Below are 12,816 nucleotides of genomic sequence, written 5' to 3' on the forward strand. Positions count from 1 at the left end.
CTGCTGTTCAGAACACTTCCCACCAGGACTTGTCCTTGCGGCGTTCTCCATACTTGATGTAATCGCTGTTGGGGAAGTTCTTTTCCATCACGCGGGCGGTATCGTCGCGCAGATCCTTCATGCCCAGCGAGTCGTAGGAACGGATCATGATGTACAGCGCTTCTTCGTTGGCCGGGGCGCCATCATATTCCTTGAGCGCCTGCTGGGCGCGGTTGGCGGCGGCCAGGTAGGCGCCACGCTTGTAGTAGTAGCGTGCCGCATGGACCTCGTGCTGGGCCAGCGCGTTCACGATGTACTGCATGCGCGCGGCGGAGTCCGGCGTGTACTTGCTGTCGGGGAAGCGCGTGACGAGGGTGTTGAATGCGTCATACGCGGCGCGCGCGGCCTTGGGGTCGCGCTCGCTCAGGTCCTGGCCGGAAAAGCGGCCGAGCCAGCCCAAATTATCATTGAAGTTGATCAGGCCCTTCAGGTAATAGGCATAATCCACGTTCGGGTGATTCGGATGCAACTGGATGAAGCGGTCAACCGAGGCCAGGGCCGCGGCGGTTTCGCCATCCTTGTAGCTGGCATAGGCGGAATCGATCTGTGCCTGCTGCGCGAAACGGCCGAAGGGGTAGCGTCCTTCCAGCTTGTCGTACAGCTTGACTGCACGGGTGAAGTCGCCGGAATCGAGTGCGTCCTTGGCTTCCGAATATAATTTGTTAGCCGACCAGCCGGCAGTTTCGTCTGGTTGATCCGACAGCAGGCCGCACGCCGATAGCATGACGCAGCCGCCTGCGAGCAGAATCGCTCCAATTCTTGCGCGCCAGTTGGCGCGCTTCATGCTCATCGATTGCATGGGCAACATATCCCGGATGAAAAATAGCGTCAAGCATTATAGCCCAAGCCCCTTGCCGGCAACCGCCGCCAAGGGCATCGCGCAGCAAGCTGCCGATTCAGCCGACACTTTGAACGAAGTGGAGGACCTGGAAGACCTGACCGATGTGGCCGCGCTAGGCGGCCTGGAGGCTGGTGCGCAGGCATCGCCGATCGAGTTGGAAATGCAGCAAGTGGAGTTTGAAGTCGACGGTGCGTCACATGGCGAGCGCCTCGATAAATTGCTGGCCCGCCATCTCAGCGGATTTTCGCGCAGCCGCCTGCAGCAATGGATCGAGAGCGGCGCGGTGCTGGTCGACGGCGAGGTACGCCGCTCGAAGGCTTCGGTGCAGATGGGCGAGCGCGTCGTGGTGCGGCCGCAGGCCCCGGCCGAATCGCGCGCCTTCGTGCCGGAGGACGTGCCGCTAGAGGTGGTGTACGAGGACGCGGCAATGCTGGTCATCGACAAGCCCGCCGGGCTGGTGGTGCATCCCGCTGCCGGCAACTGGGGCGGCACGGTGCTCAACGGCCTGCTGCACCGCTATCCCGAGGCCGTGGGCCTGCCGCGCGCCGGCATCGTCCACCGGCTCGACAAGGAAACCTCCGGGCTGATGGTGGTGGCGCGCACACTTACCGCCCAGACCGACCTCGTGCGCCAGTTGCAGGCGCGAACCGTCAAACGTACCTATCTGGCGCTGGTGTGGGGCGAGACGCCCGAATCAGGCACCATCGATGCGCCGATCGGCCGCGATCCACGCGAGCGGATCCGCATGGCGATCGTGCTCACCAACAGCGGCAAGCCTTCGCGCACCCATTTCCGCACGCTGGGCACGGTGCCGCTCGGGCGGGGCCATGTCTCGATGGTGATGTGCCAGCTCGAAACCGGCCGCACGCACCAGATCCGCGTGCATTTCGAATCGATCGGCCATCCCCTGGTCGGCGATCCGGTCTACCATCGCGCCGCCACCCAGCGCGGCCAGCGCCCGGCCATCAAGGCGCCGCTGCCGGTGCCGCTGGGGCGCCAGGCGCTGCACGCCTTCCGGTTGGGGCTGGTGCATCCGACGACCGGCAAGTCCATGTCGTGGGAGGCGCCGCCGCCCGACGACCTGCAGGCATTGATCGAAGCGCTCGATTTCGATCGCGCCGATGATGAGGACGAGGATGACGGCTGGGTGGAGGGCGAGGACGGCGCATGGGAGTACGGCGATGACGACTGAGGCGCCGTGGCTGGTTCCTGACTGGCCGGCCCCGGCGCGGGTGCGCGCGTTGTCCACCACCCGTCAGGGCGGCTTGAGCCAGGCCCCTTACGGCCTGGCGGACGGCAGCCCGGGCGGGCTTAACCTCGGCACCCACGTGGGCGACGATCCCTCGGCGGTCGCCGGCAACCGGGCGCGCCTGGCCGCGCGGCTGCCGGCCGCGCCAGGCTGGCTGGAGCAGGTGCATGGCTGCGCGATCGCCACCGAGGACCAGTTCGCGGCCGATGGCGTGGTTCCGCAGGCGGACGCCAGCATTGCCACGACCCCTGCACGGGTCTGCGCCGTAATGACCGCGGATTGCCTGCCGGTGCTGCTCTGCGATCGTGCTGGCACGGTGGTGGGCGCGGCGCACGCTGGCTGGCGCGGGTTGTGCGGCGGGGTGATCGAATCCACGGTGGCACGCATGGGCGAGCGCGCAGGCGCGCAGGCCGAGTGGCTGGCCTGGCTTGGTCCTGCGATCGGCCCGCAAGCCTTCGAGGTCGGCGCCGAAGTCCGGCAGGCCTTTCTTGCCCAGGCGCTGCCCGAAGAAGCGGGGCCGGTGGATAGCGCATTCCGCGTCGGCGCGGACGGCAAGTATTTCGCGGATATCTATGCGCTTGCCCGCATCCGCCTCGCGCGCGCGGGCTGTACCGCGGTGTATGGCGGCGACGCCTGCACCGTCAGCGATGCGCAGCGCTTCTACTCTTACCGGCGCGATGGCGTCACTGGCCGCATGGCCAGCCTGGTCTGGTTGGCCGCCTGAATTCCCCCGCCGTCAGTCCCGGGCGGGCGGCAGGGCTGGTCCCGCGCCCGTCGCCTGGGCGGGTTGGGTCGCCTCGGGCTCCCCGGCGGCCGCGGGGGCCGGCTCGCTCTTGGCCTGCTTTGCTTCCTCGGCCTTGCGCCGGCGCCGGCGTCCAGGCGTGCCCATGATGTACACCAGGATCGCCACCGGGAACAGGCCATAAAAGACGAAAGTGGCCACGCCCGCGACCACGGTATGTTCGGTAATGGCCATCATCAGGACCACGTACAGCCAACCGATTGCAACGATGTACATCAGAAAGTCATCCTTCTCGTGCAAGCTTGCCCCGGGGCCGGAGTGGCTGCGCCGGGCTGCCTGCAGATTCGCGCCGGGCGCATTTTGCCATTAGCGCCGGTCCGCGCAATTTTCCGCATTGACAGGCAGAACATTGCAAGGCAACAATGGCCTCGAGTGGCTTGCGATTGTGTGTTCGCGAGCATTCGCGGGCTCCGCCGGAACCATCCGGTCCGCGGAGAGGCATGTCCGGCAAGCATACCGCATGACGTCACCAGCCGAGGGTGTCAGCGCGGGCCGGTTCCGAGGCTGGAGGTGGGGGGAGACCCGCAGTGGTGGCACGCCGCCCAGCCAGCTTTCAAATAAGTGACGGCAGAGAGACGAAACATCATGGCAACCGGCAAAGGTGCGGCAGCTTCCGCCAAGGAAGACAAGTCCCAACCGTTTTCATTTGCTTCGGGGCCATTTGATCCAGCGACATGGCTGGAATGGACCCGTCAGGCACAGGCCAACGGTATGGCGACCCAGCAGGGCTTGTCCGGCATGCCCGGCATTCCCGGTTTCGAGGCTTTGACGGGTTCCGCCATGGCGGGCGTGAAGATCGCGCCCGATCAGCTGGCCGGCATCCAGCAGCGCTACATGAAGGACTTCAGCGAGCTGTGGCGAAGCATGGCCGAAGGTGGCGCCAATCCGGCGGAGGCACTGGCCGACCGCCGCTTTGCCGGCGATGCCTGGCGCAGCAGCGCGGCCTTTCACTACGCGGCTGCCTTCTACCTGATCAACGCACGCGCCATGAATGAGCTGGCCGACGCGGTCGAGGCCGACGCCAAGACCCGCCAGCGCATCCGCTTCGCCGTCTCGCAGTGGGTCGATGCCATGTCGCCGGCCAATTTCCTCGTCACCAATCCGGAGGCGCAGAAGAAACTGATCGAGTCGGGCGGTGAGTCGCTGCGGGTTGGCGTGCTCAACATGCTGGAGGACCTTGGCCGCGGCAAGATCTCGCAGACCGACGAATCCGCCTTCGAAGTGGGCCGCAACGTGGCTGTCACCGAGGGGGCGGTCGTCTACGAGAACCCCTACTTCCAGTTGCTGCAATACAAGCCGATCACCGAAAAGGTGTTCACGCGCCCGCTGCTGCTGGTGCCGCCGTGCATCAACAAGTACTACATCCTCGACCTGCAGCCGCAGACCTCGCTGGTGAACTACATGGTGGAGCAGGGGCACACGGTCTACATGGTGTCCTGGCGCAACCCGGATGCCTCGATGGCCGAGATCAGCTGGGATGACTACATCGAGCATGCCGCCATCCGCGCCATCGAAGTCACGCGCGAGATCAGCGGCCAGGACCAGATCAACGTGCTGGGCTTCTGCGTGGGCGGCACCATCGTGTCCACCGCGCTGGCGGTGCTGGCCAAGCGCGGCGTGCGGCCCGTGGCCAGCCTGACATTGCTGACCACGCTGCTGGATTTCGCCGAGACCGGTGTGCTGGATGTGTTTGTCGATGAAGCCCACGTCAAGCTGCGCGAAGCCACCCTGGGCGGCGCCGCGGGCGCGCCATGCGCGCTGCTGCGCGGCGTGGAACTGGCCAACACGTTCTCCTTCCTGCGCCCCAACGACCTGGTCTGGAACTATGTCGTCGACAACTACCTGAAGGGCAATACTCCGGTACCGTTTGACCTGCTGTTCTGGAACGGCGACGCCACCAACCTGCCGGGGCCCTGGTACTGCTGGTACCTGCGCCATACCTACCTGCAGAACGAACTCAAGGAGCCGGGCAAGCTGACCGTGTGCAATGCCCCGGTGGACCTGGGCAGCATCGACGTGCCTACCTATATCTACGGCTCGCGTGAAGACCACATCGTGCCCTGGGCATCGGCCTACGCCTCGACCGCGCTGCTCAAGAACAAACTGCGTTTCGTGCTCGGGGCATCGGGCCATATTGCCGGTGTGATCAACCCGCCGGCCAAGAAGAAGCGCAGCCACTGGACCAACGACAAGCTTCCGGCGTTGCCAGAGGACTGGCTCAGCGGTGCCACCGAGCATGCCGGCAGCTGGTGGCCCGACTGGGCATCCTGGCTGGGCAAGCACGCCGGCGCGCGCAAGGCAGCGCCCACCGACTACGGCAACAAGGATTACCGCGCCATCGAGCCGGCACCGGGCCGCTACGTCAAGGCGAAGGCATAGGATTTGTCCGGGCCGGCACCCCATTGGGAAGCCGGCCTCTTTCACCCCTTATCCGCATTCAACTCGAGAGGACCTCCCAATGACTGACATCGTCATCGTATCCGCTGCCCGTACCGCGGTGGGCAAGTTCGGCGGCTCGCTCGCCAAGATCCCCGCACCTGAACTTGGCGCCATCGTCATCAAGGCCGCGCTCGAACGCGCCGGCATCAAGCCCGAGCAGGTCAGCGAAGTGATCATGGGCCAGGTGCTGACCGCCGGCTCCGGCCAGAACCCGGCGCGCCAGGCCGCGCTGAAGGCTGGCCTGCCCGTGATGGTGCCGGCCATGACCATCAACAAGGTCTGCGGCTCCGGCCTGAAGGCCGTGATGCTGGCGGCCAACGCCATTGCCGCGGGCGATGCGGAGATCGTGGTGGCGGGCGGCCAGGAAAACATGAGTGCCGCGCCGCACGTGCTGCCGGGCTCGCGCGACGGCTTCCGCATGGGCGATGCCAAGCTGATCGACAGCATGATCGTGGACGGCCTGTGGGACGTCTACAACCAGTACCACATGGGCGTCACCGCCGAGAACGTCGCCAAGGAATATGGCATCACGCGCGAAGCGCAGGATGCGTTCGCGGCGGCCTCGCAGAACAAGGCCGAAGCTGCCCAGAAGGCTGGCAGGTTTGACGAGGAAATCGTGCCGGTGCCGATTCCCCAGCGCAAGGGCGATCCGGTGCAGTTCGCCACCGACGAGTTCGTGCGCCACGGCGTCACGCAGGATGCGCTGGCTGGCCTGAAGCCCGCCTTCGACAAGGCCGGCACGGTGACCGCGGCCAATGCCTCGGGCCTGAACGACGGCGCTGCCGCGGTGGTGGTGATGTCGGCCGCCAAGGCCAAGGAACTCGGCCTGACTCCGCTGGCGACCATCCGCGCCTACGGCACCGCCGGTGTCGATCCCAAGGTCATGGGCATGGGCCCGGTGCCTGCCTCCCAGCGTTGCCTGTCGCGCGCCGGCTGGAGCGTGGAAGAGCTCGACCTGATGGAAATCAACGAAGCCTTCGCTGCGCAGGCCCTGGCCGTGCACAAGCAGATGGGCTGGGACACGTCCAAGGTCAATGTCAATGGCGGTGCTATCGCCATCGGGCATCCGATCGGCGCGTCGGGCTGCCGCGTGCTGGTCACGCTGCTGCATGAGATGAAGCGCCGCGGTTCGCGCAAGGGCCTGGCCTCGCTGTGCATCGGCGGCGGCATGGGTGTGGCGCTGGCGGTGGAACGCGAGTGACAACCTGCATCGCTTGCCGCAACGCATAGCGCAAGCTGGTCTGAGGGGTGTGCTGGCGGGGAGAAGGCTTCTCCCCGCTGGTTTCAATAAAAACTAGCCATCAAGGAGTAGATATGACTCAGCGCATTGCATACGTAACCGGTGGCATGGGTGGCATTGGAACGGCCATCTGCCAGCGTCTGGCCAAGGACGGCTACAAAGTGGTGGCCGGTTGCGGCCCCAACTCGCCGCGCCGTGAAAAATGGCTCGAGCAGCAGAAGGCCCTGGGCTTTGATTTCATCGCGTCGGAAGGCAACGTTGCCGACTGGGATTCAACCAAGGCCGCCTTCGACAAGGTCAAGGCCGAAGTCGGTGAAGTCGACGTCCTGATCAACAACGCCGGCATCACGCGTGACGTCGTGTTCCGCAAGATGACGCGCGCCGACTGGGACGCCGTGATCGATACCAACCTGACCTCGCTGTTCAACGTGACCAAGCAGGTCATCGACGGCATGGCGGACCGTGGCTTCGGCCGCATCGTCAATATTTCGTCGGTCAACGGGCAGAAGGGCCAGTTCGGGCAAACCAACTACTCCACCGCGAAGGCAGGCCTGCACGGCTTCACCATGGCGCTGGCGCAGGAAGTGGCGACCAAGGGCGTGACCGTGAATACGGTATCGCCTGGGTATATTGCTACCGACATGGTCAAGTCGATCCGCCAGGATGTGCTGGACAAGATCGTTGGCACCATTCCGGTCAAGCGGCTTGGCGCGCCCGAGGAAATTGCCTCGATCTGCGCCTGGCTGGCATCCGATGAGTCGGGGTTCTCGACTGGCGCGGATTTCTCGCTGAACGGCGGCTTGCATATGGGGTGACGGGCGAGAGCCGCCTTTGGTGTCCGGGTGGCTTTTTGTCTTGGGAGGTCCTCTTCGGAGGGCCTTTTTGTTTTGGTGGCGGAGCTGGCAGGGCTGCCAACCGCGGCGATCAACCGAAGTCCGCGCATGTTTTCCAAATAGACCTTGAGCCTGCTTGTTCCCCGCAGCAATATTGCATTGCACTCTCCGCACCGCACCAAACCGCCTGAACCGGGTGGAAACCTACCCTCCGATTTCCCGCAATCCATTGCCCCGTGCGGGTTTTCCTTAACGGCCCCTGCTTTCAATAGTGCCTTGTTGGGCATAGAATCAGGGCAGCGGCTCGCCCGCACCAAAATAGATCATGCGTTGCAGGTCAACACGTTGTATCCCCCGCTGCCGGTTTCGATTTTGCGCACCGCACAGCATGCGGTGCAGCAGCATGCAACAGCGACGATAAAAGGATAGAGCACGATGGCTACCACCAAGAAAGGCGCAGAGCGACTGATCAAGAAGTATCCTAATCGCCGGCTCTACGATACGCAGACCAGCACCTACATCACGCTAGCCGACGTCAAGCAGCTAGTGATGGACACCGAGGACTTCAAGGTGATCGACGCCAAGTCAGGCGACGAGCTCACGCGCAGCATCCTGCTGCAGATCATCCTGGAAGAAGAAACCGGTGGCGTGCCGATGTTCTCCAGTTCCATGCTGTCGCAGATCATCCGCTACTACGGCCATGCCATGCAGGGCATGATGGGAACCTACCTGGAGAAAAACATCCAGGCCTTTATCGATATCCAGAACAAGCTGGCCGAGAACTCCAAGGGCCTGTACTCCGGCGAGCCGTTCAGCCCCGACATGTGGTCCCAGTTCATGAACATGCAGGGCCCGATGATGCAGGGCATGATGAGCAACTACATCGAGCAGAGCAAGAACCTGTTCGTGCAGATGCAGGAACAGATGCAGAGCCAGGCCAAGAACATGTTCGGCACGTTCCCGTTCAACCAGCCGGACAAGAAGTAAGCCGGCGCACGCCGCCGTGGCATGGCGGCGCGGTATCGCATGGCAGTGCGACAGCGCAACTGTGCGGTTGCACGGACCTGTCCGGGATGAGCCCAGGAGTCGGGCGTCCCCCAGCCACTGGCGTACAGTCATTAGCCCCCCGGCACCGCGTATTCCACCATCGGAATTCCATGTGGCCCGCTTTGCTCAAAGCGGGTTTCGTGCCGCTTGATCGGCTGACCTGCCTCGCCCGTTCGATCGGTTAAAATCCCCGCATCCGGGTAGCACGCAGCAGCATCACGCTGTCTACCCCTCTCAAATGTGGCGATTCATACAGCGGACTCGCCTAGCACAGCGCGAATCCCAATGCCCTCCGCAATCCAAGACACAGGCCACCCGCTTCCCGTCTGTCACCAGGAAAAGCGCTCTCCTGCAGCGCCCGCTTCCGCATGAGCCGGCTGTTCCTTGCTCCCATGGAGGGGCTTGCCGACTACGTGTTGCGCGACGTGCTGACCGCCACAGGCGCGTACGACGGGTGCGTGTCCGAGTTCGTCAGGGTGACGGGCTCCCTGCTGCCCGAGCGCGTCTACGAGAGAGACACGCCCGAGATCCTTGACGGAGGCCATACCCCCAGCGGCACGCCGATGGTGATCCAGTTGCTGGGGAGCGATCCTGAATGGCTGGCGGTGAATGCCGCCCAGGCAGCCCGCCTATCGCCGCATGGCGTGGACCTGAATTTCGGCTGCCCGGCCAAGGTCGTCAACCGGCACGGCGGCGGGGCCATGCTGCTGGCGGATCCCGAACTGCTGAACCGGATCGTTGCGTCCGTTCGCGCCGCGGTGCCTGCCGGCATCGCCGTGACCGCAAAGATGCGGCTTGGTGTGTCCGATACGGCGCTGGCGATCGACTGCGCCACGGCCCTGGCCGAAGGGGGGGCGGCGTCCCTGGTCGTGCATGCCAGGACCCGGGATCATGGCTACCGGCCGCCGGCCCACTGGGAATGGATCGCGCGTATCGATGCGGCGGTGGACGTGCCGGTCACTGCCAACGGCGAAGTCTGGACGGTGGCCGACTGGGAGCGCTGCCGGGCGGTCAGCGGCTGCGCCGACGTGATGATCGGGCGGGGTGCCGTGTCGGATCCATTCCTGGCCTTGCGGATACGCGGACTGATGGACAGAACGCCCTCTGCCGAGGAATGGCCGTCCGTGCTCCGCCATATCGCCGGCTACCTGAAGAAGCTGCAGGCCAATGACAATTGCGCTCACGAGCACGGACGCGTCAAGCTGTGGCTCAGCTACCTGAAACGGACCTGGCCGCAGGCTGCCGAGCTGCATGCAGCCATCCGGCGCCTGCAAGGGGCGCGGGAGGTTCAGGCGGTGATCGAGAGCGCCCTGGAGGGCATGCTGGGGGCATCACCCTCGTTACGATAGGCTCGCGCAGACGTGGCCATCAGAGTCGTATGCGCGCGCATCGTTCACAAGTCCATCGTGGCCGAGAGCATGAAGGTGCGTTGCTCATAGAGTTTGCCATGGACCGCTTGACGGACGTCATAGGCGGCATTGGCCCGCGCGATAGCCTGCAGCCGCAAGCGGCCTGCCACGTTCATGTCTGCCATGAGGCCCCGGCAAACTCCAGCGAGCGGTTAAAATGCGCGATTGGCTTTGTACCGCCAGGCGGCCATGTCCCGCCTCGCTCGCCCCACATTTGGAAGTAACCGTGAAAAACCCTTCAGAATCAACGATCAAGAAAGACCATATTCCAAATGTGGGATTTGTAAGCCTTGGATGCCCAAAGGCACTTGTGGATTCCGAGCAGATCATTACCCAGCTGCGCGCAGAGGGCTATGCCATCAGCGGCACCTATGACGGCGCCGACCTGGTGGTCGTCAATACCTGCGGTTTTATCGACGAAGCCGTGCAGGAAAGCCTCGACGCCATCGGCGAGGCACTGGCCGAGAACGGCAAGGTGATCGTCACCGGCTGCCTGGGCGCCAAGAAGAACGCCGCGGGTGAGGACATCATCACGTCGGTGCACCCGAAGGTGCTGGCCGTGACCGGCCCGCATGCACTGGGCGAGGTGATGCAGGCCGTGCACACGCACCTGCCCAAGCCGCACGACCCGTTCATGGACCTGGTGCCGGCCGCCGGCATCAAGCTCACGCCCAAGCATTACGCCTACCTGAAGATCTCCGAGGGCTGCAACCATCGCTGCTCGTTCTGCATCATCCCGTCGATGCGCGGCGACCTGGTCTCGCGCCCGGTGGCCGAAGTCATGCTGGAGGCCGAGAACCTGTTCAAGTCCGGCGTCAAGGAACTGCTGGTGATCTCGCAGGACACCAGCGCGTATGGCGTGGATGTGAAGTACCGCACCGGCTTCTGGGACGGCCGCCCGCTCAAGACGCGCATGACCGAACTGGTCGCGGCGCTGGGCGAACTCGCCGCCAAGTACGGCGCCTGGGTCCGCTTGCATTATGTGTACCCGTACCCGCACGTCGACGAGATCATTCCGCTGATGTCGCAAGGTCATGTGCTGCCTTACCTGGATGTGCCGCTGCAGCACGCCCACCCGGACGTGCTCAAGCGCATGAAGCGCCCGGCCAATGCCGAGAAGACCATGGACCGTATCCGGGCCTGGCGCGAGATCTGTCCCGAACTGACCATCCGCAGCACCTTTATCGCGGGCTTCCCCGGCGAGACGGAGGAGGAGTTCCAGACGCTGCTGGACTTTATCGCCGAGGCTGAACTGGACCGCGTGGGCTGCTTTGCCTATTCGCCCGTGGAGGGCGCCACCGCCAACGACCTGCCGGGCGCCTTGCCTGACGAGGTCCGCGAAGAGCGCCGCGCGCGCTTCATGGAAGTGGCCGAGGAAGTGTCCGCCCGGCGCCTGCAGCGCAAGGTTGGCCAGACCCTGCGCGTGCTGGTCGACGAGGTCAACCAGGATGGCGGGATCGGCCGTTCCTCGGCGGATGCGCCGGAAATCGACGGCCTGGTCTATATCGACCCGCCGGCGCAGGGTTCACCGCGCTACAAGGTCGGGGAATTCGTCTCGGTGAAGATCACCGGCGCCGATGGCCACGACCTCTGGGGCGAGGTCTGAGGCAGGCAAGGTCCGTGCGCTGCGCCAGGTCGCTGCGCTAGGTAAAAGTACGATCGTTCGCTTTGTGCGGCGCGCCGTTATACTGTGCGCTGCAACATCAGTCCTGGAGACACAAAATGACACGTGAAGTGGTGGTGGTGAGCGGCGTGCGGACCGCAATCGGTACCTTTGGCGGCAGCCTGAAGGATCTTTCCCCGACCCAGATGGGCGCCATGGTCGTGCGCGAGGCGCTGGCCCGTGCGCAGGTCAGCGGCGACGACGTTGGGCACGTGGTGTTCGGCAACGTCATCCAGACCGAGCCCAGGGACATGTACCTGGGCCGCGTGGCGGCAGTGGAGGGCGGCGTCACGATCGACGCGCCGGCACTGACCGTCAACCGCCTGTGCGGCTCGGGCCTGCAGGCCATTGTCAGCGCGGCGCAGACCATTTTGCTGGGCGATGCCGATGTGGCCATCGGCGGCGGGGCGGAGAGCATGAGCCGTGCTCCCTACCTGGCGCAATCGGCCCGCTGGGGCGCGCGCATGGGCGACGCCAAGATGCTCGACATGATGCTGGGCGCGCTCCACGATCCCTTCCACGGGATCCACATGGGCGTCACCGCCGAGAACGTGGCCAAGGAATACGACATCAGCCGCGGCCAGCAGGATGAGGCCGCGCTGGAGTCGCACCGCCGCGCCTCCGCAGCCATCCGCGCCGGCCACTTCAAGGACCAGATCCTGCCGGTCACGCTGAAGGGCCGCAAGGGCGACGTCACTTTCGACACCGACGAGCACGTGCGCCACGACGCGGTCCTGGATGACATGACCAAGCTCAAGCCGGTCTTCGTGAAGGAGAACGGCACGGTCACCGCGGGCAACGCCTCGGGCCTGAACGACGCCGCTGCCGCCGTGGTGCTGATGGAGCGTGCCGAGGCCGAGAAGCGCGGCCTCAAGCCGCTGGCCCGCCTGGTTTCCTACGCCCACGCCGGTGTCGATCCCAAGACCATGGGCATCGGCCCCGTGCCGGCCACGAAGAAGGCGCTGGAGCGTGCCGGCCTGACCGTGGCGGACCTCGACGTGATCGAAGCCAACGAAGCCTTTGCAGCGCAAGCCTGCGCCGTTACCAAGGCGCTCGGGCTGGATCCGGCCAAGGTCAACCCGAACGGTTCGGGCATCTCCCTGGGCCACCCGATCGGCGCCACCGGCGCGCTAATCACCGTCAAGGCGCTGTACGAGCTGCAACGGGTGCAAGGCCGTTACGCGCTGGTCACCATGTGCATTGGCGGCGGCCAGGGCATTGCGGCCATCTTCGAACGTATCTGATCCGAGGCTG

General features: G+C 64.9%; 13 protein-coding genes. 10 read left to right on the top strand and 3 right to left on the bottom strand.

Translation table 11 applies throughout. The features are described from left to right. Positions 1–7 precede the first annotated feature (7 nt). Entirely contained in the window at positions 8–838 is an 831-nt protein-coding gene (locus CF70_RS02970) for an outer membrane protein assembly factor BamD (protein WP_035860133.1), read from the bottom strand. 16 nt (positions 839–854) lie between these two features. Here CF70_RS02970 and CF70_RS02975 point away from each other — a divergent pair, with 16 nt between their 5' ends. Continuing rightward, complete coding sequence (locus CF70_RS02975; protein WP_035860220.1) at positions 855–2,072, top strand: RluA family pseudouridine synthase; 1,218 nt, start codon at positions 855–857, stop codon at positions 2,070–2,072. Beyond that, positions 2,062–2,853, top strand: a complete 792-nt coding sequence (gene pgeF / locus CF70_RS02980; RefSeq protein WP_035860134.1) for a peptidoglycan editing factor PgeF — start codon at positions 2,062–2,064, stop codon at positions 2,851–2,853. Before CF70_RS02975 ends, pgeF begins: the two co-directional genes overlap by 11 nt. A gap of 12 nt (positions 2,854–2,865) precedes the next feature. On the opposite strand, the gene CF70_RS02985 is transcribed toward pgeF, so the two are convergent. Then, a complete protein-coding gene (locus CF70_RS02985) occupies positions 2,866–3,147 on the bottom strand; it encodes a hypothetical protein (RefSeq protein WP_035860222.1) in 282 nt (93 codons plus the stop codon). A gap of 369 nt (positions 3,148–3,516) precedes the next feature. Between CF70_RS02985 and phaC the strand changes: the two genes are divergently transcribed. The 6 genes from phaC (at position 3,517) to CF70_RS03010 (ending at position 9,839) form a co-directional block, all read left to right on the top strand. Then, the gene (gene phaC, locus CF70_RS02990; RefSeq protein ID WP_035860136.1) at positions 3,517–5,310 is read left to right on the top strand and encodes a class I poly(R)-hydroxyalkanoic acid synthase; all 1,794 of its coding nucleotides are present in this window, start codon (positions 3,517–3,519) and stop codon (positions 5,308–5,310) included. Between the two features lie 79 nt (positions 5,311–5,389). Further along, positions 5,390–6,571 carry an acetyl-CoA C-acetyltransferase gene (locus tag CF70_RS02995; protein WP_035860137.1) on the top strand — a complete coding sequence of 394 codons (1,182 nt, stop codon included), beginning with the start codon at positions 5,390–5,392 and terminating at the stop codon, positions 6,569–6,571. 113 nt (positions 6,572–6,684) lie between these two features. Continuing rightward, the gene (locus CF70_RS03000; protein ID WP_035860140.1) at positions 6,685–7,425 is read left to right on the top strand and encodes a 3-ketoacyl-ACP reductase; all 741 of its coding nucleotides are present in this window, start codon (positions 6,685–6,687) and stop codon (positions 7,423–7,425) included. Between the two features lie 144 nt (positions 7,426–7,569). Next, positions 7,570–7,872 carry a hypothetical protein gene (locus CF70_RS35635; RefSeq protein ID WP_152561673.1) on the top strand — a complete coding sequence of 101 codons (303 nt, stop codon included), beginning with the start codon at positions 7,570–7,572 and terminating at the stop codon, positions 7,870–7,872. 6 nt (positions 7,873–7,878) lie between these two features. After that, entirely contained in the window at positions 7,879–8,430 is a 552-nt protein-coding gene (gene phaR, locus CF70_RS03005; RefSeq protein WP_035860143.1) for a polyhydroxyalkanoate synthesis repressor PhaR, read from the top strand. Between the two features lie 428 nt (positions 8,431–8,858). Next, the gene (locus CF70_RS03010; RefSeq protein ID WP_035860146.1) at positions 8,859–9,839 is read left to right on the top strand and encodes a tRNA dihydrouridine synthase; all 981 of its coding nucleotides are present in this window, start codon (positions 8,859–8,861) and stop codon (positions 9,837–9,839) included. Positions 9,840–9,883: 44 nt separating this feature from the next. Here the strand turns inward: CF70_RS03010 and CF70_RS36455 are convergent, their stop codons facing one another. Then, positions 9,884–10,024: a hypothetical protein gene (locus CF70_RS36455; RefSeq protein ID WP_160172225.1), complete on the bottom strand. Its 141-nt coding sequence runs from the start codon at positions 10,022–10,024 to the stop codon at positions 9,884–9,886. Positions 10,025–10,125: 101 nt separating this feature from the next. Here CF70_RS36455 and rimO point away from each other — a divergent pair, with 101 nt between their 5' ends. Both rimO and bktB read left to right on the top strand, forming a co-directional pair. After that, on the top strand, positions 10,126–11,505 hold the full coding sequence (gene rimO, locus CF70_RS03015; protein ID WP_051648001.1) for a 30S ribosomal protein S12 methylthiotransferase RimO: 1,380 nt from the start codon (positions 10,126–10,128) through the stop codon (positions 11,503–11,505). A 116-nt stretch (positions 11,506–11,621) separates the two neighbouring features. Then, entirely contained in the window at positions 11,622–12,806 is a 1,185-nt protein-coding gene (bktB, locus tag CF70_RS03020) for a beta-ketothiolase BktB (RefSeq protein ID WP_035860148.1), read from the top strand. The last annotated feature ends 10 nt before the right edge of the window (positions 12,807–12,816 follow it).

Source organism: Cupriavidus sp. SK-3 (assembly GCF_000611145.1).
Taxonomy (GTDB): domain Bacteria; phylum Pseudomonadota; class Gammaproteobacteria; order Burkholderiales; family Burkholderiaceae; genus Cupriavidus.